At 40.4% G+C, this 26,058-nt stretch carries 22 protein-coding genes and 1 pseudogene; 12 read left to right on the top strand and 11 right to left on the bottom strand.

Annotated features, from left to right (window positions below):
• Positions 1 to 4: 4 nt before the first annotated feature.
• Positions 5 to 457 carry a DUF302 domain-containing protein gene (locus NQT65_RS04970; protein WP_248462480.1) on the bottom strand — a complete coding sequence of 151 codons (453 nt, stop codon included), beginning with the start codon at positions 455 to 457 and terminating at the stop codon, positions 5 to 7.
• A gap of 451 nt (positions 458 to 908) precedes the next feature.
• On the opposite strand from NQT65_RS04970, the gene NQT65_RS04965 reads away from it, so the two are divergent.
• The gene (locus NQT65_RS04965; protein WP_256850641.1) at positions 909 to 3,044 is read left to right on the top strand and encodes a TonB-dependent siderophore receptor; all 2,136 of its coding nucleotides are present in this window, start codon (positions 909 to 911) and stop codon (positions 3,042 to 3,044) included.
• Positions 3,045 to 3,073: 29 nt separating this feature from the next.
• Here NQT65_RS04965 and NQT65_RS04960 read toward each other — a convergent pair whose 3' ends face one another.
• The 7 genes from NQT65_RS04960 to NQT65_RS04930 form a co-directional block, all read right to left on the bottom strand.
• Positions 3,074 to 4,153, bottom strand: coding sequence for a mechanosensitive ion channel family protein (locus NQT65_RS04960; protein ID WP_256850640.1), 1,080 nt, complete (start codon positions 4,151 to 4,153; stop codon positions 3,074 to 3,076).
• A 167-nt stretch (positions 4,154 to 4,320) separates the two neighbouring features.
• A complete protein-coding gene (locus NQT65_RS04955; protein ID WP_029772173.1) occupies positions 4,321 to 4,722 on the bottom strand; it encodes a DUF6691 family protein in 402 nt (133 codons plus the stop codon).
• A 4-nt stretch (positions 4,723 to 4,726) separates the two neighbouring features.
• Complete coding sequence (locus NQT65_RS04950) at positions 4,727 to 5,140, bottom strand: YeeE/YedE family protein (protein WP_054982225.1); 414 nt, start codon at positions 5,138 to 5,140, stop codon at positions 4,727 to 4,729.
• A gap of 1 nt (position 5,141) precedes the next feature.
• A complete protein-coding gene (locus NQT65_RS04945; RefSeq protein WP_256845536.1) occupies positions 5,142 to 6,401 on the bottom strand; it encodes an OmpP1/FadL family transporter in 1,260 nt (419 codons plus the stop codon).
• Positions 6,402 to 6,622: 221 nt separating this feature from the next.
• A complete protein-coding gene (locus tag NQT65_RS04940) occupies positions 6,623 to 8,053 on the bottom strand; it encodes a sugar porter family MFS transporter (protein ID WP_256850639.1) in 1,431 nt (476 codons plus the stop codon).
• Between the two features lie 36 nt (positions 8,054 to 8,089).
• Positions 8,090 to 9,184, bottom strand: a complete 1,095-nt coding sequence (locus tag NQT65_RS04935) for a FecR family protein (RefSeq protein ID WP_004585932.1) — start codon at positions 9,182 to 9,184, stop codon at positions 8,090 to 8,092.
• A complete protein-coding gene (locus NQT65_RS04930; RefSeq protein ID WP_256850638.1) occupies positions 9,177 to 9,749 on the bottom strand; it encodes an RNA polymerase sigma factor in 573 nt (190 codons plus the stop codon). The genes NQT65_RS04935 and NQT65_RS04930 overlap by 8 nt, the downstream gene beginning before the upstream one ends.
• Before the next feature lie 356 nt (positions 9,750 to 10,105).
• On the opposite strand from NQT65_RS04930, the gene NQT65_RS04925 reads away from it, so the two are divergent.
• The 4 genes from NQT65_RS04925 to NQT65_RS04910 all read left to right on the top strand — a co-directional run bounded on the left by NQT65_RS04925 (position 10,106) and on the right by NQT65_RS04910 (position 16,518).
• Complete coding sequence (locus NQT65_RS04925) at positions 10,106 to 13,399, top strand: TonB-dependent receptor (protein ID WP_029772169.1); 3,294 nt, start codon at positions 10,106 to 10,108, stop codon at positions 13,397 to 13,399.
• Positions 13,400 to 13,470: 71 nt separating this feature from the next.
• Positions 13,471 to 15,027 (top strand): tryptophan halogenase family protein, encoded by a 1,557-nt coding sequence (locus tag NQT65_RS04920; RefSeq protein ID WP_256850637.1) that lies wholly within the window; start codon positions 13,471 to 13,473, stop codon positions 15,025 to 15,027.
• A 38-nt stretch (positions 15,028 to 15,065) separates the two neighbouring features.
• A complete protein-coding gene (locus tag NQT65_RS04915) occupies positions 15,066 to 15,806 on the top strand; it encodes a SapC family protein (RefSeq protein ID WP_256850636.1) in 741 nt (246 codons plus the stop codon).
• Positions 15,799 to 16,518 carry a DUF6445 family protein gene (locus tag NQT65_RS04910; protein ID WP_154945258.1) on the top strand — a complete coding sequence of 240 codons (720 nt, stop codon included), beginning with the start codon at positions 15,799 to 15,801 and terminating at the stop codon, positions 16,516 to 16,518. Before NQT65_RS04915 ends, NQT65_RS04910 begins: the two co-directional genes overlap by 8 nt.
• A 7-nt stretch (positions 16,519 to 16,525) precedes the next feature.
• Here the strand turns inward: NQT65_RS04910 and NQT65_RS04905 are convergent.
• A pseudogene (locus NQT65_RS04905) lies at positions 16,526 to 16,666 on the bottom strand (protein phosphatase); the annotation flags it as partial.
• Positions 16,667 to 16,838: 172 nt separating this feature from the next.
• Between NQT65_RS04905 and NQT65_RS04900 the strand changes: the two are divergent.
• Complete coding sequence (locus NQT65_RS04900) at positions 16,839 to 17,258, top strand: GNAT family N-acetyltransferase (RefSeq protein WP_138684575.1); 420 nt, start codon at positions 16,839 to 16,841, stop codon at positions 17,256 to 17,258.
• A gap of 293 nt (positions 17,259 to 17,551) precedes the next feature.
• Here NQT65_RS04900 and NQT65_RS04895 read toward each other — a convergent pair whose 3' ends face one another.
• Positions 17,552 to 18,046: a phosphatase domain-containing protein gene (locus tag NQT65_RS04895; RefSeq protein WP_256850635.1), complete on the bottom strand. Its 495-nt coding sequence runs from the start codon at positions 18,044 to 18,046 to the stop codon at positions 17,552 to 17,554.
• A gap of 89 nt (positions 18,047 to 18,135) precedes the next feature.
• Here NQT65_RS04895 and NQT65_RS04890 point away from each other — a divergent pair, with 89 nt between their 5' ends.
• From NQT65_RS04890 to NQT65_RS04880, 3 genes are all read left to right on the top strand, one after another.
• Positions 18,136 to 20,373 (top strand): exonuclease domain-containing protein, encoded by a 2,238-nt coding sequence (locus NQT65_RS04890; RefSeq protein ID WP_256850634.1) that lies wholly within the window; start codon positions 18,136 to 18,138, stop codon positions 20,371 to 20,373.
• A gap of 135 nt (positions 20,374 to 20,508) precedes the next feature.
• Positions 20,509 to 21,390: a hypothetical protein gene (locus NQT65_RS04885; RefSeq protein WP_256850633.1), complete on the top strand. Its 882-nt coding sequence runs from the start codon at positions 20,509 to 20,511 to the stop codon at positions 21,388 to 21,390.
• A 62-nt stretch (positions 21,391 to 21,452) separates the two neighbouring features.
• Entirely contained in the window at positions 21,453 to 22,406 is a 954-nt protein-coding gene (locus NQT65_RS04880) for a hypothetical protein (protein WP_256850632.1), read from the top strand.
• Here the strand turns inward: NQT65_RS04880 and NQT65_RS04875 are convergent.
• Positions 22,390 to 23,736, bottom strand: a complete 1,347-nt coding sequence (locus NQT65_RS04875; RefSeq protein WP_256850631.1) for a S8 family serine peptidase — start codon at positions 23,734 to 23,736, stop codon at positions 22,390 to 22,392. The two genes, NQT65_RS04880 and NQT65_RS04875, sit on opposite strands and share 17 nt — an antisense overlap.
• A gap of 140 nt (positions 23,737 to 23,876) precedes the next feature.
• On the opposite strand from NQT65_RS04875, the gene NQT65_RS04870 reads away from it, so the two are divergent.
• From NQT65_RS04870 to NQT65_RS04860, 3 genes are read left to right on the top strand one after another with little or no spacing between them, the layout of a single operon-like run.
• Positions 23,877 to 24,368: an RNA polymerase sigma factor gene (locus NQT65_RS04870; protein ID WP_054982238.1), complete on the top strand. Its 492-nt coding sequence runs from the start codon at positions 23,877 to 23,879 to the stop codon at positions 24,366 to 24,368.
• Positions 24,365 to 25,105 (top strand): anti-sigma factor family protein, encoded by a 741-nt coding sequence (locus NQT65_RS04865; protein WP_256850630.1) that lies wholly within the window; start codon positions 24,365 to 24,367, stop codon positions 25,103 to 25,105. Before NQT65_RS04870 ends, NQT65_RS04865 begins: the two co-directional genes overlap by 4 nt.
• A gap of 25 nt (positions 25,106 to 25,130) precedes the next feature.
• Positions 25,131 to 25,643 carry a CC0125/CC1285 family lipoprotein gene (locus NQT65_RS04860; RefSeq protein WP_138684581.1) on the top strand — a complete coding sequence of 171 codons (513 nt, stop codon included), beginning with the start codon at positions 25,131 to 25,133 and terminating at the stop codon, positions 25,641 to 25,643.
• The last annotated feature ends 415 nt before the right edge of the window (positions 25,644 to 26,058 follow it).

Raw genomic sequence — 26,058 nt, 5'->3', positions numbered from 1 at the left:
TTAATTATTTGGCCACTGTTGCCATAGAAAGCTTATTAAGTACCACAGCTATTTTATTAAGTACTTCTTCGCAGCCTTTTATATTGTGGCGTTCTTGCAAATAAGTGGGGCTGTTATAGGTTAGCCAAACCTGGCCATTGTTGTCTTGAGATATATGTACTTTTTGCGGTAAGTCTATCGCCACACTTTGCTGGCACTGCATTAACGGTGTGCCTACCTTTGGATTACCAAAAATAATCACTTCACTTGGGGCCAATTCCATATCAACATTTTGAGCGTTTTTTTGATGATCTACCCGCGCAAAAATGGTTATCCCTTTGTTACTGGCTATTTTTTCAAAACGGTTAGCCGTTTCTTGAACAGAATAATTACTTTGAAAACGTACTAAGCTGTCATTCGCACTCGCCACGGCCGTGGCCGAGAGTAAAATAACCCCTAAAAATAGTCGGTTTAACATGGTTTGCTCCTCATAAAAAGGCTGATACCAATTCGCTTAATTAAGTGGTTATTTTGATGCTAGAAAAACGTGTTGATAGCTAGGCAAAAAATTCGCTATTTAGTCGTTCTCGGCAATTGCTCCTGCATTGCGCTACCTTTTGCATCCATGCAGTCGTAAAAGAGAATTTTTAACGCAAGTAGCGACACGTTTAGCCCCACACAATGATTAAGTATTAATGCGAATTGCTATTATAAAGCGTATGAAAAATACACACTATCTGAGTTCCTTAATTGGTTCAACACTGCGCAAAGGGAATATGTATAAAACGTGAGCATAAAAGTCTTTAAGTACCTATTTTAGTTGCGATTAATTCGAAAAATAAGGATGAATATGAAATTATTTGCATTGCATATAGTAATGATAGTCGTTATCATTCGCGGCGCTTTATACACCTCTTTTCAGGATCAACATGTTTAACCAAAAATACTTGGCGCTTAGTATTGCTGCGTCTTTTTCTGCTTTTTCTAATGTGGCATTTGCCGAGCAAAATAACGAAATTGAAACAATAGAAGTAACAGGCCGCGCTCAGCAGTTTTACCTAGAAACCGAAAGTAAAATTGGGACTAAAACGGATTTAGATCTTATTAAATTACCGCAATCTGCGCAGGTATTAACCGAGCAGCTTATTATTGACCAAGCCGCGCGCGATATCACCGATTTATACCGCTCAATAGCCGGGGTAAGTGAGTACAGTTATTCGGGCGTTACTTTTCGTGGATTTAGAGACGATGCCAATGTATTTTACGATGGAGTACGCGGCGACCCGTACTCGGGCTTTGGTGTACCCCAATTATTTAATGTTGCACGTGTAGAAGTATTAAAAGGCCCAGCCTCTGCGTTATATGGTGGCGGTGAGCCAGGCGGTATGATCAACTACGTGACTAAAAAGCCAAGTTATACGCAAACTAAAGAGCTAAAACTAACGCTTGGTAATTACAACACACATGGTGCCTCACTTGATATGACCGGCGGTTTAACCAACACCATGGCATACAGAGTAGGTGGTTATTATGAGGAGCAAGACAGCTTTCGTAATAATGCAGATTCAAAAAACAGTGAGTTTACCGCTGGTTTATTATTTGATTTAACCGATTCAACCACACTAACCACCACTGTTGATTACATTAAGCAAGACTTAGGCGGTAACCGTTTACGTGGTGTACCGGTAGATGATAATGGCAACTTTTTAGTTGACCCTAGTTACAACGCAAATGAAGCATTTGACTACCAAGACATGGAAGCGTTAGTGCTGCAAGCCGAGCTAAAGCATTACTTTAATGATGATTTTTCTGTAAGTAGCACACTGCGTTACATGGATAACGAACGCGACCAAGCCTACCATGAGTCGCAAAGCTGGGTAGATGTAAACGGCGATGGTGAAGCAAACATTGATGACGAAACCATTAAACGCGAATACCGAAAGCAATACCGCGCCAACGAAGAAACAAGCTTAACCACCGATTTTGTTTATAGCTTTGAGCAAGGCCAATTAGCACACCAAGTATTATTTGGTGGCGACTACCACATAGTTGATACCGAGTACGATTACTTACGCGCCCGTTATGAAGCGGATGGCGTGGCTAACTTAAACATATTTGACTTAAATTACGGCGAAACCGACCCAAGCACTTATAACCTTACCGACATGAACCGCGATGGTGTTGAAACCGACCGTTTTGGCTTTTACGTACAAGATGTTGTAAGCATTAACGAGCAATGGACCGTGATTGCCGGCCTGCGTTACGACTATTTTAAAGAGCTAAATAAAGAAACTGGTTACAGTTACTCAGATAACGATGTAACACCGCGCGTGGCCGTTACATACCAACCTGTTGAAAATACCTCGTTATACATAAACTACTCAGAAAGCTTTAACCCAGCATCATCGGGCGATCAAGAAGATGTAGAGGGCGAGGGCAACTTAACGCCAGAAACCGGTAAACAAACCGAAATTGGTATGAAAAACCAATGGCTAGATGGCAAAATTATGAGCACCTTTGCTATTTACCAAATTAATAAAGAAAACGTAGTAATGAGTAACCCCGACGACACTGGCGCGGGTGATGGCATTGCAGCACTTTTAAATATTGGTGAGGTAGAAAGCCGCGGATTTGAAACAACGCTGGTGGGCGATTTAACCGAGCACTGGACGCTAACCGCTAACTACGCCTACAACGATACATTGGTTGTTGAAGGTGCAACCGGCGATACTATTTCAAGCACCTACGGTGATGGCTCTCGCTTTGCTAATGCGCCGCGCCACCAAGCAGGTTTATGGTCGCGTTTTGCGCTTGATAGCATCGACTCGTCTATAGCATTTGGCGCAAATTACGTAAGCGAGCAAATAAGCCAAGATGGCCAAAAAGTTAAACCCTTTACTGTATTTGATATGAGCTGGACTACGCGCTTTGACGATGTGTTATTAAGCGTAAATATTAATAATATATTTGATAAAGAATACGCAGTAAGTGGCTTTAGTGAGCGTAACGGTCATTTCCCGGGCAGCCCACGAGAAATAGTAGGCCAAGTAACCTATAAATTTTAAAGCAATTTAAGCGCGAGCTTATCTCGCGCTTAATTTTTATCGCTATTAAAATTAGCGGCTTCTTGCGCTGTGTTAATAGCTGTAATAGGGAAGGGGATCACAATACCTTCTTGGTTATAGCGTTTATGTAGCGCTTTAATAAAAGCAGATTTAACCCAAAACCGATTAAAGTACTCTTTTGCGCGCAGCATTACGGTAAAATTAATGCTTGAGTTATCAAAGGTGTGATACACCACAAAGGTATTGTAATCATCAACCCCCCATTCATGGTCAATTAGTACTTGGCGCGCAACTTCTAGCGTTACTTGCTCTACAAATTCTAGGTTTGAGCTGTAGTGAACGCTTACATCAACAGGTACACTCAGTTCTTTTTCTGGGTAAAAGTAATTAATAATACGCGATTTAGAAAGCTGACTATTAGGAATAATAATCATATTATTTGGCAGCATTTTAACCCATGTAGAGCGCCAACCAATTTTCTCTACAAAGCCTTGCTCCTTAGACTCAAGCTCAATAAAATCCCCCACCCGTATGGGTTTATCTATAACAAGCTGTACGCCCGAAAAAAAGTTTTCAAGGGTGGGTTGCAGGGCAAGTGCCACCGCTAATGACGTAATACCTAACGAGGCAATTATAGGCGTAATAGAAATACCCAAGGTGCCTAACAGCACTAAAGCCCCGACCGATAAAACGCTTACCCTAATAATGCCTTTAATAATACTTTGCGAATTAAAAATCACCGCCGACTCTTTGCTGTAGTAATTAATGGTGCCCACAAAAAAGCGGTCAAAAAATAAAATAATAGCCACTAAGCCCAAAATAATATTAATGGTCGAAAACGAAATATAGCTCGCAACCGGCTCGCCTTGTATTAACAACCCTTGCTCTATAATGGTGAGTAGCACAATAATTGTGCAAAGGGTAAGCGGTTTAGAGATAGAGGCGATAAGTAAGCTATCGAATATAAATTTAGTATGAGAGGTCCACTTTTTAAGCCAGTACATTATAAAAAAGCGGATACAAAACAAAGCTATAGTTATAGAAACTAAACAAATAGCAATAACAACCCAAGGTTGCTCTGTTAGGTTGTAAAAAGTAGTAGCAGACATTACTTACCTCTCTTTTATAAACTTAAAAGAGTAAGCAGCAAGTTATGTACCTATATGAATAGTTAGCCAAGGCAGGAAAGAGAGGCTATTTAAATAGCGTTAAAATGCAATCTAATACCTGCCAGTTTTAATAAAGGACTAAGGCCGTATATCTTTCGAAGTTAAATTTATACTTTTTTAGCTATCCACATACCGCCAAGTACGGCTGCAAAAAATAACCAAAATTCCATTTTAAGTGAAGTAAGTTGCACAAGGCCCGGCCCTGGGCATATGCCGCTTAATCCCCATCCTAAACCAAACAGTACAGAGCCAGTGATTAGCCGAGGGCTAATGTTTTTAACATCACTTAAAGTAAACGTTTCACCAAGCAGTGGTTTATCTTTTTTGGCAACCCAAAACCACGCCAGCATCATTATTCCCATAGCCACAGCCATTACAATAATTAAACTGCCATCCCATTGGTTTTGAAAATTTAAAAAGTTAAGTACTTTGTCGGGGTTTGTCATACCACTAATGATAAGCCCTAAACCAAATATAAATCCTAAAATAACATGAATTACTGCTGTCATTTTTTTACCCTACTAGGTTTGCTGTAATTATAGCCACGGCCATAAATGTACATGTTGAAACCCACGAACGGGTAGAAAAACGCGACATGCCACATACGCCATGGCCACTTGTACAGCCATTAGCTAATGAGGTGCCCATACCGACAAGTAGCCCAGCTACAACTATAAGCACAGGCGATAAGCTCAGCTCACCTTCTAATAAAGACGGCGCAAATATACGCACCGCAATACCGGCTAATAATAGCCCTACAATAAAGTATAATTTCCAACGCGACTCAGCCGTTTGCTTATTAAAAACAGATTTAACAATGCCTGATATACCGGCTATTTTTCCGTATAAAACCAGTAATAGTGCGCACGCTATTCCTATTAAAGCCCCCCCTATAGCTGCCGCTATTGGCGTAAACTCTGTAACCATTTTATATTCCCCAAACAACCGACACACCTAGGCCTGATTGCTCCATTTCAATTGATACTTGTTGGTTTGGCGCTAAGTAGTTAGCACCCGATACTTTTTTAGCTGGCGAGTAAAAAGCCATTGCATTTAATTGTACCGTGTTACTAATAGAATGGCTAAACCCCGTAGTAAAATGCCATTCTTGCACACCTGGCGCTAAAATATTAAGTAAAACGTTTGATGAAGGAATAGGTTGCTCTGTATACGAAATACCAAAGCGAATTTTTTGTTTTGCTGTACGCTGCCACTGATAGCCAAGTTTATAAATGGTCATATCGTCCCAACCAAAACCTGCGCCCGCATCACCACCTAATGGAGCCGACATTAAATTATCAATCGGGTTAGCAATGCTGTTTACTTCACTGTAATTTATTTTTTGCCAATCAAATACAAGCTGGTTGTTTGGCGTAATTTTATAAGCTGCGCCAATTTGAAGCGAACTAGGTAAATCAAATCCACCTTGCTCTGCAAACAAACCTTTATAGCTATCAAACTCTTGCATAGATACTGATGAGCGGTAACTTGCTCCCCAGCTTAATGACGAGTTTATATCTTGGCTAATACCTAATTGAATACCTAAGCCTGTGCTGGTGTCGGTGCCATTATTGGTAAGGGCTTGGGGCGATTGAGAAAAAGGCGCAAAGTTTCCAAGGCCTGTAGCTTTAAACTGCTGCACTGCATAAATTGGCGATACACCAAGGCGTATTTGTTCGTTAAGTTTGTAGCTTATTGTTGGGCTAATAAACATTTGCTTTAAATCAACACCAGTAGTGCCAGCATAAAATGTGCCTTCAGGCTCTGAATCGGCGCTGTAGTCGGTGTTCATACCGCCATTACCATAAACTAATAAGCCAATACTTACTTTGTCATTAAGCTGGTGGCCAATAGCAAACTCAGGAATAGCAAATAAAGTGTTATCACTTTTTTGGGTTTTTGCTTGCAGGTAAAATGCGTCAGGGTAAAAGGTATCTACATCAGATGCTGAGTATTTTCGATCAGGCGAAAAAAGCTCCAAGCCCACAGATAATTGCGTGCCATTAGCTAAAAAGGTAGCAGGGTTATTAGCGCCAGACATTAACTCTTCAGATAGCGCAACACCCGCACCCGCCATGCCTTTGTGGGTCATGCCATAACCATGAGTAAAATACCCATTGGTAGCAAATGCGTTAAACGAACCTAAAGTGAGGGTTAGGGCCAAACCAGATACTAACTTATTTTTCATTTTGATAGACATACGTAGTGGGAAAACGCGGACAATAGCTAATTTTCTATATTCAAAAAAGGAATTTAAATCGATTCCTTATAGTAAAAAGGAATACTGAACGCGATTGGTAAGCCAATGTTTAGTGCAGTAATTATTAGATGGTTTAATGCTGCTGTTAAATCAATCACTTACCTAAAAAACACAAAGCGGTGAAAAGGGTTCACCGCTTTCAGGACTAATTACATAGACTCAAGTGTTTTACCACGGGTTTCTGTAATGTATTTAGCCACAAAAAATATGCTAATAAGTGCCGATAAAGCATAAAAGCCGTACGCTCCGGCAAGGCCAATATTAGCCAGCATAATAGGGAAGGTCATGGTAATGGCAAAGTTAGCAATCCACTGCGCGCTTGCAGCAACAGCAAGCGCTGCACCGCGAATACGGTTATTAAACATTTCGCCTAATAGCACCCACACAACAGGGCCCCAACTTAAACCAAAAAATACCACAAATAAGTTAGCCATTATAAGCGCAAACGTACCCATGTTATCGCTAAGGGCAAGTTTGCCTGCTTCATCAAGGCCTGCGCTACCAAATATATAAGTAAGCGCGCTTAAGCTGATAAACATACCAATACTGCCTATAAGCAACAGTGGTTTACGGCCAATTTTGTCAACAAGGGCAATAGCAATAAAGGTCGATACAATATTAGTCGTACCCGCTAATACATTTATAAATAACGATTGCGACTCGTCAAACCCAGCGGCTTGCCACAGCTCAGAGCCGTAATAAAACACCACGTTTATACCTACAAATTGCTGAAACACACTCAGCGCAACACCCGCCCATACAATCGGGTGTACTTTTTTACTGCCATCAATAAATAAGTCGCGAATACTTGGCTTTTTATCGCTACGTAAGGAGCTTTTAACATCGCTTATTTGCGCAGCAACGTTGTCGTTCGAAATTTTACTAAATACTGTTTTTGCATCGTCTAATTTACCTTGCGCCACTAAATAACGAGGCGACTCAGGAATAAACAACACCCCCACTAAAAAAAGTATTGCAGGCACAAGCTCAGCCCAAAACATCCAGCGCCAAGCGGCTATATCAAGCATTAAAATATTTTGCGCGCTGCCTGCTGCATCAGCAATTAAATAGTTACTTAAAAACGCAGCAAATAAACCCAATACAATAGCGAGTTGCTGTAATGTAGCTAAACGACCACGAAGGGCAGGTGGTGCAACCTCTGCAATATAAGCCGGCGCCAATACCGATGCAGCACCAATACCTAAGCCACCAAATAAACGGTAAAAAATAAACTCGGCCGAGCTTTCGCTAATGCCTGAGCCAAACGCACTAATGGCAAAAATAATCGCGGTGATGATCATAATTGCACGGCGACCAAACTTATCAGCCAGCGGCCCCGCAGCAAGTGCACCTAAGGCACAGCCAAGTAATACAGACGCTACGTTAAAGCCCGTAGCTACACTGCTTGAATTAAACGCATTACCGAGTGCCGACACCGTGCCGTTAATAACACCCGAGTCAAAACCAAATAAAAAGCCACCAATAGCAGCCACGGCAGAGATAAAAATTACGTAAAAAAGAGAGCATGTGCCCAATGTGTGCGCCGAGCTATTACTGCTCGGCGAGAGAGGTGATGTCATAATTGTGTGTCCTGGTTTTTATTATTGTGTACTTTACTATATTGAGACGTGTGGTGCTGCGTATTTTAAACGAATTTTATCTGGGCTAACTCTCTCATAATCAATATTAAAATTATTGTTTAATACTTCTAGCAGTCCTTTAATATCGCCCGTTTTGAACATGCCAGCTACTTGTACTTTTTTGAGACGGTCATCCTCTGAAAGCTCGAAATCTATATTTGTATAGCGGCTGATTTCAGCCATGGCTTCAGCAAGTGATTCACCTCTAAATATTAAGCTACCTTTACGCCACGATAATCTAGCGGCTACATCCATAGGATCAACTTTTTCGGCCGCTTTAGCAATTTTGCCTTTGAAGCTTAAATCAAGTTTTTCTCCCTTTGACACCGAAGTTGAACTATTTGATAAATACTGACCTTGTTTATTAGTCCCTTGGGAAAGATTTGGTAACGGTTTGGTACTTTGCTCTGCAACAAGGACTTTGCCATCTGTCACAATCAGTTCTATTTGCTTTTGACCTACTTCTACATTAAATGCAGTACCAACAGCCTGAATAACTTTATCACCAGCGATAACACTTAAAGGGCGCATTTTATCGTGAGCTACGTCTATATGAATTTCGCCACGCAGTAAATTTATTACGCGAGCGTGTTGGGTATACCTCACTTGAACAAAGCTATTTGTGTTTAAGGTGATTTTACTTTTATCAGAAAGCAGTATGTCCTTACTTTCACCTACGTCGGTTTGAAAATTAAGCTGTTTAGCAACCACAGCTGATTGATTAACCGGGTAAAAAAATGAAAAGTTAAACGCTTCTTGAAAAAAGCTAAGTGCAACAGCTAATAAAATAGATGCAGCTGTTGCACCTAACCACACAGGGAGGCGTTTTTGTTTTACTGGTGTTTGTGGAAACAGATCTGACAAGCGGCTGAGGTCGTCCATTTTGTCCCAAAGCTGTGCTACTTCAAGTAACACCTCTACATTTTTATAAGATTGTGACAACCATTGCTTTAACGCTTGTTCTTCGAGCTTAGACAGTCCACGATCAAGTTTAGCCAGCCACTCACTTGCTTTATCAAGGCGCGCATCGTCGCTAGTGTTTCGTTCGTTTATATGATGAACATTACTCATTCCTCCCTCCTGCATTTAGCTGCGAAGAAGTATTTGGTTGCCCATAAACACTTTTTGTAGATTGACGCATAAATTGCGTACAACGTTTCATGCCTGTTGCTATATGTTTTTCCACGGTACTTTCACAAAGGTTTAATTGAGCAGCAATTTCTCGCTGCGAATAACCATACACTTTTTTTAATACAAACACTTTACGGCACTGCACAGGTAAAAGCCGTATGGCTTCACAAAAATTAGAAAATTCACTATCGGTGAGTGCTTTTTCGTACATTTCGTCTTGCTGGTGTTCCGCTAAGAGTTGCTCTAACGCTTCCATGTTGTCGATCCCATCGACTAGGCGTATATTGGCTTGCTTTTGGTAATCGAGCGCTAAATTTCGCGCCGTTTTATAAATAAAAGATTTTGGTGAGCTTATGTTTTCAGTGTTTTTAATCTGACAAATTCGCACATAAGTTTCTTGCACTATATCTTCAATTTCATGTGGCGGCACTATACGTGCAACTACATTTGAGAGACTTTTGCGCGAGGCCAAATAGACCTTATAAAAAAGTGTGTCTTTCGTCATTTAGTGTGTGTCTCGTGTGTGTGTTTACGGCAATTATTGTTATTGTTTTGCCAATACAAACTAAGACGAATGGTAAGAAAAAATCCGCCATTAAATTTAAAAAATAAATAAGTTTTTTTATTTTTAAATTTAATGTTCACTAACCGCAAAGGGCATAAAGCTTGTAATGTAAAGGCGAAGTGTACTACAGTTTTTGCCATTATAAATACCTTACTAAGTACTGGCTCTGTACTTTAGAAACTTTAACTTTTTAATTAATAAGTAAAAAACTGCAATGTGGACTGTATTTTTAATTGTTTAAAAATACAGTTAAAAGCGCAAACAATAAAAATAATAAAGGCATAAAAAAAATTAGCATGGCTAGTCAAAAAAATAATTTATTAAAAAAAAATAAAAAAAATTTATGGAGGAAAATAAAAAGTCACTCGTCTTTGTTCTGTGTGTGGCCAAAAACTATACACAAGGAATATTTACATTTGCCGCTTTGTTTACCGCTTTATGCGCTGGTTTTTAGCTTACTCACCACCGAGGTAAAAGCGAGCGCTGTAAACGATAAAGCTGTGTTTAATATTCCAAGACAAAGGGCCGATTTATCGCTAATAAATTTTGCCGAGCAAGCCGATATTACTTTGCTTTTTCCGCTGGATAAAATTCAGCAGTTACAAACAAATACTATTGCTGGCGAGTATTCAATAATAAACGCATTACAGATTTTACTCGATGGCACAGGGTTGCAACCGCATGTTAGCGAAGATGGGCAAATATCTATTTTAATAGACCCAAGTTTCGAGAGAACTGACAACATGGCTAACTATAAAAAAAATGGCGTGTCCAGTGCTGTACTAGCTGTACTAAGCACAATGGCAACGCTCCCTGCAGTGGCAGAGACAGCAGCACAAGAACCAGAAATAATTGAAGTACGCGGGATCAGAGGCTCGCTTGGCCGAGCTATGGATGCCAAAAGAGAAGCGGGCGGCGTGGTCGACTCCATTTCAGCAGAAGATATTGGTAAATTTCCTGACACAAATTTAGCTGAGTCTTTACAGCGAATTACGGGGGTTTCAATAGACCGTTCAGGCGGTGAAGGGCAGCTTATTACGGTGCGTGGTTTTGGCCCGCAGTTTAATACTGTGCTTGTAAATGGTCGCCAAATGGCCTCTGAAAATCAAAGCCGTGCGTTTAGCTTTGATACTATTGCATCAGAGCTAGTTAAAAGCTTAGATGTATTTAAAACCTCAACAGCCACTATGCAATCTGGTGGTATTGGCTCAACAGTAAATGTAAATACTGCGCGACCATTTGCGATTAGCGGTTTTAAAGTGGCAGGTAGCGTTAAGGGTATTTACGATGAAAATAGCGAAGAAACCACACCTGAAATTTCTGGATTAATTAGTAATACATTTAATGATGACACATTGGGTGTGTTGTTCGCTGTTTCTCGCCAAGAGCGCGAAACACGCTTAAACCAGGCGCAGGTAGACGGCTGGTTAGAAAACGTGGGCGTCCCAAACCCGCAAACTCAAAGCGGGCAAGCATACACCGGTAATATTTTTTCGCCGCGTAATTACGATCATAAAGTAACAACAGAAACACGTACACGTACCAATGCAAACTTAGTAATACAGTACGCACCTTCAGATGATTTAGTTATCACTGCTGATGCGCTCTACTCTGATTTTGATGTAGAAGCAGACACAACGTCTTATGGGCATTGGTTTACAGCGCCAAACTTAGAAGGCTTTGGCGGCGCTGCAGGGCCAACTGTTGATGAAAATGGCACTGTGGTTGATTTATATCAAGAGGTAGGCCTTGCCACCGATATGCACGCTAAAAAGTTTGATCGTTTAACCAACTCTAGCGCATTAGGTTTAAACTTTGATTGGCATGTAAACGATAACTTAAATATGAAGTTTGATTTAAGCCACTCAAAAGCTGAGCGTGAGGCTAATAATGGTGGCGGGGATCAGTTATCGTTGATTGGCTATGCTAACCGAGTTCGATTTGAAGTGGATGGGGGGATTTTACCTTATGCGAGTGAGTTTGCCTCTGCTAACCCTAACATTTATAGCGGCCAGCAAGAGCTGGACGGTGTTGCTTATAACCCTGCAGTTACACCTGATGGCGTATCAAACCATTTAGATACAGCCAATAGCCGAGCACATGTAATGCTACGCCGTGGTTGGGCTGTAGAAGATACCGTGGATCAGTTTCGTTGGGATAGCATTTGGCATAACGATGGTACATCAGGCCTAGTCTCGGTCAAATTTGGTGCTATGTATTCAACTGAAACAAAAAATCTCGATCGTTGGGATAACGAAGGTGTTGGTATTCACTGTACTTTTTGTGGTTACCCAGATGACCCAAGTATGGATGGCTTAGCGCAATTTGTATTTGACGCAGGAGATGACTTTTTATCTGATGTGAGCGGCAGCGGTCGTATGCCAACGTCATGGCTTGCACATGATGGTGAGGCAAACTTTGCGTACCTTGAGCAAATAGCTGCAGCGAATGGTCAGCCTATTAGTTTTGATGCAGTTAAGCGTAATAAGTCGTTTGAGATAACTGAAGATACTTTCTCGTTTTATACAGAATTTGATTTTGAAGCTGAACTTGCAGGCATGCCTTTATACGCAACAGCCGGCTTTAGATACGAAAGCACCGATGTAGAAGTAAAAGGCACAGACGAGCCAGTTAGTGCATTAACGATCTTAGATAAAACGGAAATGCTTGCTAACTTTGGCGCCGTAGAAAATATTTCAGCAAGTTCAGATTACGAAGCGATTTTACCTAACTTTAGTGTAAAGCTTGAAATAAGTGATGAGCTAATAGCACGTGCTGCTGTATCACAAACAATTACACGACCAACACTCGATAGTATGTCGCCTGTAACTGTAATCGAAACAACTCGGCAGGGGGGCAATTTAACATCAAGCTCTGGTAACCCTGAACTTGAACCGTTTACCTCTGATAACTTAGATTTATCATTAGAGTGGTATTACGCTGATGCCAGTTATTTATCCGCTGGTTACTTTAGAAAGAATGTTGCTAACTTCATTATCAATACCACTGAAGATTTAACCTTTGAATTGTCTGGTGGCGGATTGTTGACTGACCCTTCAACAGGTAACGATGTAGATAACCCTGATGCAGCCGACTCAACGGCTGTATTTACAAACACCTTACCAAATAATAGCGAATCGGCGATTGTTGATGGCTGGGAAATAGCCTTACAGCATAGTTTTGACAGTGGCTTTGGCTTTATGGTTAATGCAACATTTGTAGACAGTGATGCAGAGCTAGACCCTGCAGATATAACTCAAGTATTTGCATTAACAGGCTTAAGCGACTCTTATAATGTGGTTGGCTTTTATGAGAATGGACCATTTCAAGCGCGTTTAGCCTATAACTGGCGCGATAGCTTCGTACAGTCACTTACACAGCTAAATGGTGATGGTGTGACAATTGTGGAAGATTACGCACAACTTGATGCTAGCGGCAGCTATGACATTACCGAAAATGTATCGGTATTTTTTGAAGGTATTAACTTAACCGAAGAATATGTGCACAAGCGTGGTCGTTTTTCTAATCAATTATTATTGGTTGAAGATAGCGGACGACGTTTTGCGTTAGGTATTCGCGGTAGTTTTTAACTTTAATTAATAAAGTGGCTTTTACATTTAGTAATAGCCACTTTTTAAATATGCCTTTATAGGTAACAAGTATGAACCAGCAAAATAAAAAAATAAAAACAGTGGTTGTCGTTGGTGGTGGTATAGCGGGCTGGCTAACAGCCGGACGATTAGCGGCGCACCATAAAAGTAATACCCCCGATGGCCTTAATGTTGTGCTAGTTGAATCTCCAAATGTACCAATTATAGGTGTTGGTGAAGGCACTTGGCCTACCATGCGTAGTACATTAATAGCACTTGGTATTAGCGAAACCGACTTTATACGTGAGTGCGAAGCAAGCTTTAAACAAGGTGCAAAATTTGCCAAATGGGTGGATGGCAGCAATGATGATTTTTATTATCACCCATTAGTTTTGCCACAGGGCTTTTCAAAAACAGATATGGCAGGGCATTGGTTAAATAACACCGCTGAGTCAACGTCTTTTTCAAATGCAGTGTGTTACCAAGAAGCTATTTGTGAGCAAGGGCTTGCTCCTAAAACAATTCGCACCCCAGAATATGCTGCCTTAGCCAATTATGCCTACCACTTAGACTCGGCAAAATTTGCCGTTTTTTTACAAAAACATTGTACGCAGGAGCTTGGCGTTAAACATTTTTTAGCTGATGTAACACAGGTCAATAGTGGTAAAAATGGCGATATTGCAAGTGTTACCACAAAGCAACAAGGTGAAATTAGCGGTGATTTATTTGTCGATTGTACCGGTTTTTCATCATTGTTATTAGGCGAGCATTATAAGGTTCCTTTTATGCCTTGCGATGATGTGCTGTTTATCGATACCGCCTTAGCAGTGCAAGTCCCCTATGAGAATGAAGATGAGAGCATTGCGTCTCACACAATTTCAACAGCGCAAGAAGCAGGCTGGATATGGGATATAGGGTTACAACACCGCCGTGGGGTAGGTTATGTGTATTCGAGTAAATACAGTAGCGAAGCACAAGCACGAGAAAAGCTTAAAGAGTATGTTGGCGATAAAATAGAGTCGTTAACAATTAGAAAAATCCCTATTAAAAGTGGCCATCGCTCACACTTTTGGCAGAACAACTGTGTTGCGGTAGGGCTTTCGGCTGGCTTTTTGGAACCGCTTGAAGCTTCTGCATTGGTATTAGTAGAAATGTCAGCGCAAATGATAAGCGAACAACTCCCCCACACCCGCGATATTATAGATATTACCGCCAAGCGCTTTAATGAGACGTTTAGCTACAGGTGGGAAAAAATAATCGACTTTTTAAAGTTACACTATATTTTATCAACCCGTGACGATAACGCATTTTGGCGTGATAACAGAGACCCAAAAACGATTCCTCAAAGCCTACAAGATCTAATGAAATTATGGCAATACCGCGCCCCTGCTGACCACGACTTTACAAGTAACAATGAGGTGTTTCCAGCGGCGAGTTATCAATATGTTTTATATGGTATGGGCTTTAAAAGTGACTACAGCACAACTTCCTATATGCTTAAAGACACTGATTTTGCTAAAAGTCAGTTTGATAAAAATAAAAGCATGATAAACCAAGCAGTCACTAACTTACCTAGTAACCGAGAATTGTTAAATAAAATTAAGAGTCATGGCTTTAGCGCTATTTAGCTTAAAAATTTACACATAAAAACAATAAAGAGACACGCATGGAAAATTTAGTCGCATTAGAGCAAAGTGCTCATCAGCATATAAAAATAGACACACAAAAAGCACAATCACACGCTGAAAACATTAATATGATCCCTGTTGTTATGGCAGAACTTAATCAAATTGCCGTTCAGCAGCCTATAGTTTTTGCAAAAAACTCAGAAACAGGGGAGTTTACACTCAATGCTTTATTAGGCTTTGAGCAACATGAGAACTTGTTTTATCAGCACTCGCAGTGGCAGGGAGTATATTTACCGCTTCAGTTACAGCGTCAGCCATTTTTTGTTGGTGATACTCATGCAAAGCAAACTCAATACCCTGTGTGTATTAATTTAAATAGCCCAGCAGTCATTGATAACCAAGCGCAAAGCCAGAATGATTTAGAACCAATTTATACCCAAAACGCAGAAGAAAGTGGTTATTTTAAAAAAATAAAGCAGTGTTTAGGGCATTTACTACAAGGCGAAATAGACAATAAAAAGTTAATAGATACCTTGTTACAGCATGAGCTACTGCAGCCATTATCGCTTGAGGTAACGTTTCAGAACAGTCAAAAAACAAAGTTAAACGGCTTATACACTATTAATCAAGAAAGACTCGCACAACTTAATAGTGATCAAATTACGCTTTTACATCAACGCGCTTTATTACCCGCTATTTATACTGTTATAACCTCACTTGGCCAAATATACCCATTGATTGAGCGTAAAAATGCGGTGCTTAATTTAGCCGATGATTGATTTTACACTTAACAAAAATATGGTGTTACAGATACACACTGTTGGGGAGGAGCAAACCCCAATTATTGTTATTGATGATTTTGTAAATAATGTAGATGAACTTATTAATTTTGCTGTGTTTTCTCAAAACGCCAGAGAAACATTTTGCGCACAAGAAAGTGATTTTTATCCAGGAGTAAGAAAAGCAGCACCGCTTAGTTATATCGAGCGGTTAAAAGACCTTGCGCCAATTATTAATTCACACTTTGATATGACAGATAAAAGCGAGTTTGATGTAATACTTTCTGCTTTTTCAATTGCATGCACTGAACCTGATGAGCTAAGGCCAATACAAATGCTCCCTCATTTTGATACACCTAATATGAATCAACTTGCTATGGTGCACTTTTTATGTGATGAAACGCATGGTGGCACTTCATTTTATAAGCATAGAGCCCTAGGGTATGAACGCATAACAAAAGAGCGACTTATGCCATATAGGCAAACTATTAAGCAGCAAGCTATGGCGCAAAAGCTTCACAAAAACCCACATTATATAAATGGCAGTACAGCTTTGTTTGAGCAAGTTTACAGTGTAGAGGCAAAGTTAAATCGGGTTGTTATATACCCAAGCAACTTATTGCACTCTGGTAATATAAATGCGGCTAACGATTATGTATGCGATCCAATTAATGGGCGTTTAACTATTAGTAGCTTTGCTGTTTTACGTTAGCTTTTTATTACCTGCTAAAACTTGCAAAGTACTCTTTTTGCAATGCTATAGTCAGTGCTTTAGGGCGAATACCTTGTACTAAGCTGTATACCTCATCTTTTGTGTAACCTGCCGAATTTAAAATAAGCGCAGCGACCAACGCTGTGCGGTCATATTGATATTACCTTTTTTCTTTTACATTAAAAGTTGAATATATCCCCTGAAAGCTGGTTAAAACTAATTAACCAATTAGCACGCGTAATTTATAGCGCAGTTTAGCTTATTCAATTAAAGTGGCTAATTAGTTTATTGAGTATTAATTCTTTTTTGAGGCTAGATGGATGCTAGAGATTGTTGCTACTGAAGACTTAAAGGCTGCCGCACAGTTTACGTTTAACAATATGAAACCCTATTACGAAATGTATGCGGTAGATTGGGATGTAGAAGACGTTTATCAAGCTACCAAAAACCTTAAAAATTTTGATATTTTGTGTAAGGAGCAACACATAGGTGTCGTGCGCTTATCGTTTGATGAAGGGCGTTGCCAACTTCGCGATATTCAGATTGCAGCTATTTTTCAAAACAAAGGTTATGGTGCTCTTGTTATTGCTAAAGTAGTTGATATAGCTCGACAACACAGCGTCAAATTCATAGACCTCAAAGTATTTCAGCGTAGCCCAGCATTTAAGTTATATAGCCGTATTGGATTTGCAGTCGATAGAAAAGATGATCGTTTCTACTACATGAGCTTGCGAGTCTAATAGCAACAGTATTAAGAGGCGTAAAGTACCTGGTTTCACTACTCTTTAACTAACTTTAGTCAAGTCCGACTGTATTACCCTATGCAGGCATTAGTTTTTAGGAGAGTTAGGTGTATTTAATTGCTGTGTGGTCTGCTCAAAAATTTAAAAGTACATTTAGGCCTGCAGGTTTTGGCTCATTCCTATTTGGAGGTTTTTTGGTTTACATAATTACGATTAGTTACCGTTAATAAGTGGCTAAGCTTACCAAGGGTAACTAAGAATGAGCTTTAACATATTCCCCTGTTTTCCCCTCACACCTCAAAGTTATTAAAGTATTCTTTTTGCAGCTCTATAGTCAGTGCTTTAGGGCGAATACCTTGTACTAAGCTATATACCTCATCTTTTGTGTAACCTGCCGAATTTAAAATAAGCGCAGCAACCAACCCTGTGCGGCCAGTGCCGCCTTTGCAATGTATGGCCATGGTTTGTTTTTGCTGTATGGCTTGTAGTATGTCTGTTTTGTGGGTGTTCCAGCTTGATGTAAAAGGCTGTTTGGGTGCTTCGTCGTCATTTATAGGTAAATGAAACCAAGTTATATCGTGCTTATTGCACTCACTATTAATTGTTTGTACGTTGTTTTTTTCAAGCTCCTTTTGTGGCATAAGCGATAGTAGCATGTGAGTGCCAGTGGCTTTTAATGTAGCGATTGAATCCGCTAGGTTTTGCGTTTTTGTACCAGGGCAAGGCGTAAAAATAATATTTGCGCCGTTATTAAGTGATAAAACATCGTATGGGTGCGCGCTCATGGTAAGTCCTTTATTTTTAATAAATTTACTTTTATACGCTCACTATAGCGTGTTTTAGTTACAAGTTTAAGATTGAATAATAAGCACAAATGCTAGATACTGTTTTTATATACAGTTGTGGCGATGTTATGAAAAAAGAATTACCAGCAAAATACTATTTAGCGCATTTTAGAGAGCTTATTGAGTTTGTAACAAGTAAATGTATGCATTTACTTGAGCCTAAACATAGTGAATTTATTAGTAAAATTAACCAACTAGATGAGCAAAGCCAATGCATGTTGGCGCGTGTGTATTCGCGCAAGCCTTATTTAGTGCAGGCGCAATCGCTCAATTATGAAGAAATAACTTCGCCGCATCAGGCTATTTATACGCTAAAAACAGCGGGTATTTTATATGAGCCAAACGCACAGCATTACAAGCAGCTTATAGCGCATTTAACTAAGCCCATGCTGGTGGAGTTACTCAGTAATTACAGTGAGCAAGTAAGCTTTAAGAAAAGCGCAGCTAAAGGGGATTTGGTCACTATTGCGTGCCAATTTTTTAGTGAGCGCGCAGATGATTTAGCCCCTTTATATAGCCAATATGTGATAAATAACCGTGAAGATTATTACGAGTATTTTGAGTTTTTATTTGCAGGGCGCTTAAGTAGTGGCGATGTAAACCACCAAAACCGCTTTGTTATGCGCGATTTAGGGTTAACCGCTACCCGCGAAGGGCACAGCGAGAGCTTGTCACGCTTTAATACACTCGCTGAGGCGCAATCTAATTACGTTTTAAATCGTTACCGTTTAGCGTTTAAAAACATCGGCAAAACAGCCGGTAATACAAAAGATGAAACCTTTGATGACAAAACCCCTTACACCGAGCTTGCGCATTTAGTATTAGTGCAACCGGCGCACGGTGCACAAGCGCACGATATTAAAAATAAATTGCTGGTTAGGCTGTACAAACAACTTAAAAATACCGATAGCGAACTTGCCTTTAGCCTACTTGAAGGCTGCACCGATTACGCCGAAGCACAAGAAATTCAAATAAGAGAGCAATACCGCCTAGGTAATAAAGCGTGGGTTAAAGCGCAGCTAGAGCAAATTATAGAAAACCCGCTCACCGACGATTTACTGTACTTCGCTGATGACTTTTTAATGCGTAAGTTTAATAAACAAACGCGTTCGCGCTTAAGTACTATGTTGGCCGACACCCAGTGTGTGCTTGAAATTGACGAAATTTACCGAGGCGATGTAGAGCAAGGCGTAAATGAGCATTACAGTGCAAAAGGGTTAACGGTTTTTAATACCGAAAACACCTTATGGCAAAGCTTATTTGGCTTAGTATTTTGGCACGAGTTATTTATTGAATCGCCTTACCCACCGTGTAATGAATTTGATATTTACCCGCAAGTTTTGCAGCTTGGTAATTTTTATGAAGCACAAAGCACGCAAATTGACGCACGTTTAAAAAGCTGCGGCACTAATCAGGCGCTGCTTAATTTGGTATGTAAACATGCCGCGCAATATTTTGAGCAGCCCAATGGTTTATTTAGATGGCGCAGCAATTTATTAGAGCCACTAGAGGCACTTATTTTAAACAGCCCGCTTGAAGCGTTAATTGCGCACTTAACGGCAATGAGTAAACACTATTTACAGCTAAAAGACGGCTACCCCGACTTAATGGTTATTAATAATGGCCAAGTACATTTTGAAGAGGTAAAAGCCCCAGGCGATAAGCTTAGGCGCAACCAATTAACCACCATTGATAATTTAAAAAATGTGGGTTTTACAGTACATATTGCTGCAGTTAAGTGGTTTGTAGACCCTAACCGTATTTACAGCGTGGTTGATATAGAAACCACGGGCGGCTTAAAAGGCGGTAACCGCATTACCGAAATTGGCATTGTTAAAGTGCAGCACGGTAAAGTAATTGATACCTGGACGACTCTTATTAATCCGCAGCGCCATATCCCAAGCTTTATTACTAAGCTAACCGGCATAAGCGATGACATGGTTTGCAACGCGCCTGTATTTGCCGATATAGCACAGCCACTACTAGATAAACTTGCAGGCAGTATTTTTGTAGCCCATAACGTGAACTTTGATTACGGTTTTATTAAAAAAGAATGCGAGGTTGCAGGGCACTTTTTTAAAATGCCAAAAATGTGCACCGTGGTTGAATCGCGCAGAGCGTTTAAAGGCTTAAAGTCGTATTCGCTTGGTAACCTCAGCGCGCATTTTAATTTAAATTTAACCAGCCATCACCGCGCATTGGCCGATGCTACCGCCACTGCCGAGCTGTTATTGCTGATCCAAAACAGTGAAACGCTAACGCAATAAACGAGTAATTTATATTTAAGAGTATGAAACTTAAATAATTAAGTAACGTTATTATAATTTTTAATTATTTTTGGAATAAAGTGTTTTTGTAAATCGTCTTCTTTATGTCAATCCGACAAACTAGAGGACAAAACAATGACTAAATTAAATAAAATTGTAAGCGTAATGATGTTAAGCGGTGTGTGTACTTTTACAGGTGCAGTGCACGCCGCTGATATTGAACTATCTCAGTCAACGTCGGCGCAGCAACAAACATCTACATCTATTGCGCTTTCACAAAATGGTTTAACAGCCAGTGGTAGCAACGAGTCAAACGTATCTAACGATACACAAGTAACGGCTGATGATTCGCAAAACACAGATCCAACGGTGAATAACACGCAAACTCCAGCGCAAGAAAGCAGTGAGGCCGCAGAGCCTGCAAATACATTAGTTGCATCTGCAAGCGGATCTTTAAATAATGCATTAAATGCATCGGCCTCGTCTTTGAATGCCACAGGCAATACCACAGCCAATACAGCGCTCGATGCAACAGCGCAGTTAACCTCATCGGCGGGTAATTTAACAACCGCTGTGAGCCAGTCGTCATTACTTTCTGTTGCCTCTGAGCAAGGCACTCAGCCAGACTCTACCGATACACCAGCCGATGCCTCTTTACTTTCAAATGTGGGCAGCGCTACCGATTCAGTTACACAAGCTGATGCAACTAATGCGCTTAATGCGGGTGAGCTTACAAACCAATTAGCAATTACTAATACGGCTGCAAACTCAGTAAGCTCTGCACTGCAAATGGTTGATGCAATTAATACCAGTAATGAAGTAGTAAGCAGTGTTCAGCAATCTTTAATTGCCAGTGTGCAAGACAGTACGGTTAGTAGTTTACAAAGCACGGTACAGCAAAGTGTTAGCGGGCAGGTGAGTGCAGCGGTCACTGATCAAATTAGTAACGATGTAGCACTTAGCACCGCAAGTGAAGTAGTAACCAACATTACTAACGATTTAGACCTAGGGCTTTAATACGCCAAGTGCTTGCACAAATGCCGAATGGGGAAACCTATTCGGCCTGTTGGAGAATAAATATGAAAGCAGTTATAACCGCCACTTTGTGTGTTTTTAGTGCCCAAGCGGTGCTTGCACAAACCAACCACGTTAAAACAGCTGAGCAAAATAAGCCCTTTAAAAGTAGCTTTGAGCTAAATGCTGATGCTGAAGTTGGGGTATTAAGTAACTCGGCGCTCTCTGTTCAAGAGCTTGACGATATTTCCTCGCAAAGCGACAGCGGCATAAAAACCGCAGCCGGTGTTAATGCAAAATGGCAAGTAACCAAAAGCGCTAAATTAGCCTCAAGCTATAAGTTTGAACAACAAGACTACGATGAATTTGATCAATACGATTTAGACCTGCATCAATATGGTTTAGATGGTAGCTACAGCTTTAATAGCCATGAGGTAGGGGTTCGTTACGACGGTGCAAAAGCAAATGTAGATGGCGATACATTTTTACATTTTAATCAAGCCAGCGCCTACTATGGCCATTTTTTAAACCCGCATACGTATTTGCGTATGAGTGTAAAAACCAAAGCTAAACGTTTTGCTACTGCAAAAGCACGTAATGCCGACGGCGTAGGTGGGGATGTAGCGCTTTATCATTTTATAAATAACGGCCAAACCATGCTAATGGCAGCGCTAAGTGCCGATAAAGAAAACGCCGACGACAACCAATACGACTTTAACGGCTACGGTTTTACTACTAAAGTTACGCACAAATTTACGGCCTTTAATATGGCTAACAAAGTGGGGGCAGGTTGGCGTTATCGAAATAAAGATTACGATGAGCAAACAACGGATGATTTTTTTGAGCAAATACCGTCGCGAGATGAGCACAGAAATGTCGTTAATGCGTTTTATAACCTAGCTTTATTTGAGCACGTAACACTCATAGCCGAGGCTGAATACGGCGATTATCAATCAAAGCTTAGTAGCAATACCTATACGCAATCGGTTTTATCGGCGTCAGCTAAAGTGCACTTTTAGGTGGGTAAATGGCGCCATAACCAAAGGTGGTATCTTTGCCTTGCTCGCCTAAGTCGACGGCCAGCGATGTAAGCTCGTTTAGTGCTTTGGTTTTATTATTACCATGTTTTAACAATAAACAACTTAATGCCGCGCTTACATGCGGCGCCGCCATTGACGTACCCGACTCCCTTCCAAATTTTCCATTGCCTTGGCTTGTAACAACATTTACACCAAGGGCTGCAAAGTCTATGTAATCGCCTTTATTTGACCATCTATAAATTTGGTTATTTGCATCAATAGCACTTACCGCTATCACGCTTTTATACGCAGCTGGGTATAACGGCTGCGACGCCGGCCCTTGGTTACCCGCAGCGGCTACAATTAATACCTTTTGTTTTATTGCTGCAGTAATACTTGCTTCTAAAATTGCGTTATTTGGCCCCGTTAGGCTCATATTAATTACGGGTATTTTATTACTTACTAACCAGTTAAGTGCTTCTACTATGGCAAATAATGTAGCCCCTTGAGCATATTCAGATTGTCTATAAAACACCTCGGCACTGTAAAGCTTGGCATTGCCTAAAAGCGGGCTAAGTTTTGCGCCTTTACCTGTAATTAGCCCTGCAATGGCGGTGCCGTGTAAATTTGGCGAGCTTAACCCTTGTGGTAAAAAGCTTTGCGTAGTGATATTTGCACCTTCAAAAGCACTGTGTTTGGTATTAATGGCGCTGTCGATCATGCCAATTTTTACGCTTTGTGTGCAGTAGGGGGCAATAGAGTTATTTGGTGTTACTTTTTCGGTAGGCTCGCCTGTTTGCGCTTGGTATATGTGGTTTCGGTCAAGTATTGCAGACTCATCTAAGTTAAGCGCTTTTAATAACTCACTTTTAGAATTAACACCTTGGGGCACGTTAAAGCGCACTAAGCTCATGTTAAGTGCGTTGTAATTTTTTACCGATACAATGGTTACATTTTGCTGTTTTAGGGTATTAAGTTGTTGGCTATTTGCCATTAATAACCATTGGCGCTCTATTGCTCTAAAGCCGTTTTCTAGCTCTACTTCAACAAATGCGGTGTTTTGGCTATTTATATTAATGTTAAGCACATTGGGTAAGCTGCTAATTGGCTCATTAATTTTCGCTTTTAGTTCATCAATCGAAACTTGTGGTACAGGCACCGGAAGTGGCAGGCGCTGTGCGCGCTCTATAGTTTGCTCAATACGCTGCTCTATTGGGTTTAACTGCTCAAGCACTTGATCGACTCTCACTATATTGGCAGAGCTCGTTGCGCTAAATATGCAAAGCGAAGCGGCTATTATGTGTTTAACGCGTGTGTTTTTAATATTCATAGTGGGTTACTTCTATTAAATTTATCATGCTGGTTAGTTAACGTTTAACACATAGAAATATTTCATTATTCAAATTATTTTGATTATTTGGGAATAAATGTTTTTTTGAATCGTCTTCTTTATAAAAGGGGTAAAAATCAATGAACGAAACTCTAAAAACCTTATTGCCCATGCTTAGGCGCTTTGCCTATTCGCTAACGGGTAGTAAAGCAGATGCAGACGATGTAGTGCAAATAACAATTGAAAAACTATTAGTAAAAGGCATTCCGGATGACGTTGAGCCTGCTAAATGGGCGTTTAAAATTTGCCGCAATGTGTGGATAGACGAATACCGCTCGCGCAAGGTAAGACAAAATACGGCTCAGGCCGATGTTTTACCAGAGCCAATTACAAGCAATGAACACCAAACACTCGAAAATAAACAAATGCTTAAAAATGTAAATACAGCACTTGGGCAATTACCCGAAGAGCAACGCGCCATAGTATCGCTGGTGGCAGTGCAGGGCATGGCTTATAAAGAGGTAGCACATACACTCGATATACCTATAGGCAGTGTAATGAGTAAATTATCGCGCGCACGCAGTACACTTTATAATTTAATAAAACCCGACTTTAAAAAGGAGCAAGTATGAACATTAACGACGAAACACTTAGCGCCTTTTTAGACTCAGAGCTAAGCGAGCACGAAATGGAGCAAGTGCGTAAAGCCCTTGAAACCGATGATGAGCTAGTAATGCGACTTGCAGAGCTAAGCGAAGTAGACATGTTAGTAAAAGAGCACGCAGCAAGTATTGACGACGCACCACTTAGTGACTCATTAGCTAAAACGGTTGCAAAGCTTGATACAACAACGACAAAAAACACGTTAAATAGCAATGTAGTGGCGTTAACGCCTTGGCAAAGGGTTAAGCAGTCGGCTAATAAAAGCTTAGCAATCGCTGCAAGCATTGCCGTGGTATTTGGTATTGCAATGACTAGTTATTTACAACCCAATGAGTCGCAAAATTTAGTAGCTAGTAACATAGCATCAGCACTTAATACACAGCTAAGTAGTGGTGAGTATAAGCAAAGTGATGGCTCAGTATTTAGCGCGCAGCTTAGCTTTAAAAATCAGCAAGGTGAGCTTTGTAGGCAGTATGCGCTAAGCTCAAACAATACCACGCAAACAAGCATTGCTTGTAAAACGCAAAGCGGCTGGCAAATAAAAGCGCAAACAGCCGCGCAGCAAAGTGATTATGGCGCGCAATATCAAACGGCGTCTAATAACAGTGAGTTAGATGCTGTTATAGATAGCATGATCAGCGGCGCACCACTAGATAGAGCGCAAGAGCAGCAAGCAATTAGTGCAAAGTGGCAGTTAAACCAATAATAGTTTTTATAAAACGAGGTGAATAATGAAAACATTTATTTTAATTATCAGTATTTTACTTATGGCGGGTTGCGCATCTAAACCCGACTACCGCCCAGCTAATAATGGCTCACAAGGTTATAGCGAGCAAAAAATTAGTGACGATCAATACCGCGTCGAGTTTAAAAGTGTGTCAAACAACGTAGCCGATGCCGGTGACTATGCATTGTTACGCGCGGCTGAACTTACCCAAGCGCAGGGCTACGACTGGTTTGTTGTAACAAATAAAGAAACCTTTGTTGAGTCTAAATCGCAAGCGCCCGCGTCATCTATTAGTGCATCACACAGCCAGCAATATGAGCGAAACTGCGGTTTATTAACCTGCGAAACACGCGTACGCCCGAGCAATAGCGTAGGCGTACAAGTGAGCAACAATGATAAACGAAAAGAAGTACACACCCTGATTGACATTAAAATGGGCAAAGGTATTAAACCCAGCGACAACAGCTATAGCGCACAAGACTTAATTGAAAACTTAAGCAAAAAGACACAAAACTAATTATGAGAATAGTTATTAGCTGTTGTTATTCTACATGTGATTATATGTCAGCTACACACTTACGGTCTAACCTTTAGAGACAGTGGGCACTTAATTATTAGTCGGTTAGGTGCCTACTTTAAATGTGATTACACACCCCCTTGGACTTCGGAGTCTTTTAATCTGTATTTTCTCTACCATACTTCTTTCTTTGGTTGTTATTGTTAAATTAAACAGATCAAACCAGTGCTTTAAAGAATAAACTTGTAAATTAACTTTATAATTTTAAAGGGATTATTTTTATTTAAATACGCTGCTTCGTTTTTAGTGTTATGAACATGTAAAACTTTTACATAATCTTTATTGCATTCGAATGCAAAAAGCGATAGTTTTTATAAGTCGAAAAAATAGGCATTTAAATCGCGCTTTAAATCAT

It is taken from the genome of Pseudoalteromonas agarivorans (assembly GCF_024518735.1).
GTDB classification, from domain to species: domain Bacteria; phylum Pseudomonadota; class Gammaproteobacteria; order Enterobacterales; family Alteromonadaceae; genus Pseudoalteromonas; species Pseudoalteromonas atlantica.
This window is presented reverse-complemented; position numbering and strand designations above follow the sequence as displayed.

Coding starts and splice junctions, on each gene's coding strand:
- NQT65_RS04970 (WP_248462480.1), bottom strand. CDS start 457: ATGTTAAACCGACTATTTTTAGGGGTTATTTTACTCTCGGCCACGGCC.
- NQT65_RS04965 (WP_256850641.1), top strand. CDS start 909: ATGTTTAACCAAAAATACTTGGCGCTTAGTATTGCTGCGTCTTTTTCT.
- NQT65_RS04960 (WP_256850640.1), bottom strand. CDS start 4,153: ATGTCTGCTACTACTTTTTACAACCTAACAGAGCAACCTTGGGTTGTT.
- NQT65_RS04955 (WP_029772173.1), bottom strand. CDS start 4,722: ATGACAGCAGTAATTCATGTTATTTTAGGATTTATATTTGGTTTAGGG.
- NQT65_RS04950 (WP_054982225.1), bottom strand. CDS start 5,140: ATGGTTACAGAGTTTACGCCAATAGCGGCAGCTATAGGGGGGGCTTTA.
- NQT65_RS04945 (WP_256845536.1), bottom strand. CDS start 6,401: ATGAAAAATAAGTTAGTATCTGGTTTGGCCCTAACCCTCACTTTAGGT.
- NQT65_RS04940 (WP_256850639.1), bottom strand. CDS start 8,053: ATGACATCACCTCTCTCGCCGAGCAGTAATAGCTCGGCGCACACATTG.
- NQT65_RS04935 (WP_004585932.1), bottom strand. CDS start 9,184: ATGAGTAATGTTCATCATATAAACGAACGAAACACTAGCGACGATGCG.
- NQT65_RS04930 (WP_256850638.1), bottom strand. CDS start 9,749: ATGACGAAAGACACACTTTTTTATAAGGTCTATTTGGCCTCGCGCAAA.
- NQT65_RS04925 (WP_029772169.1), top strand. CDS start 10,106: ATGGCTAGTCAAAAAAATAATTTATTAAAAAAAAATAAAAAAAATTTA.
- NQT65_RS04920 (WP_256850637.1), top strand. CDS start 13,471: ATGAACCAGCAAAATAAAAAAATAAAAACAGTGGTTGTCGTTGGTGGT.
- NQT65_RS04915 (WP_256850636.1), top strand. CDS start 15,066: ATGGAAAATTTAGTCGCATTAGAGCAAAGTGCTCATCAGCATATAAAA.
- NQT65_RS04910 (WP_154945258.1), top strand. CDS start 15,799: ATGATTGATTTTACACTTAACAAAAATATGGTGTTACAGATACACACT.
- NQT65_RS04900 (WP_138684575.1), top strand. CDS start 16,839: ATGCTAGAGATTGTTGCTACTGAAGACTTAAAGGCTGCCGCACAGTTT.
- NQT65_RS04895 (WP_256850635.1), bottom strand. CDS start 18,046: ATGAGCGCGCACCCATACGATGTTTTATCACTTAATAACGGCGCAAAT.
- NQT65_RS04890 (WP_256850634.1), top strand. CDS start 18,136: ATGCTAGATACTGTTTTTATATACAGTTGTGGCGATGTTATGAAAAAA.
- NQT65_RS04885 (WP_256850633.1), top strand. CDS start 20,509: ATGACTAAATTAAATAAAATTGTAAGCGTAATGATGTTAAGCGGTGTG.
- NQT65_RS04880 (WP_256850632.1), top strand. CDS start 21,453: ATGAAAGCAGTTATAACCGCCACTTTGTGTGTTTTTAGTGCCCAAGCG.
- NQT65_RS04875 (WP_256850631.1), bottom strand. CDS start 23,736: ATGAATATTAAAAACACACGCGTTAAACACATAATAGCCGCTTCGCTT.
- NQT65_RS04870 (WP_054982238.1), top strand. CDS start 23,877: ATGAACGAAACTCTAAAAACCTTATTGCCCATGCTTAGGCGCTTTGCC.
- NQT65_RS04865 (WP_256850630.1), top strand. CDS start 24,365: ATGAACATTAACGACGAAACACTTAGCGCCTTTTTAGACTCAGAGCTA.
- NQT65_RS04860 (WP_138684581.1), top strand. CDS start 25,131: ATGAAAACATTTATTTTAATTATCAGTATTTTACTTATGGCGGGTTGC.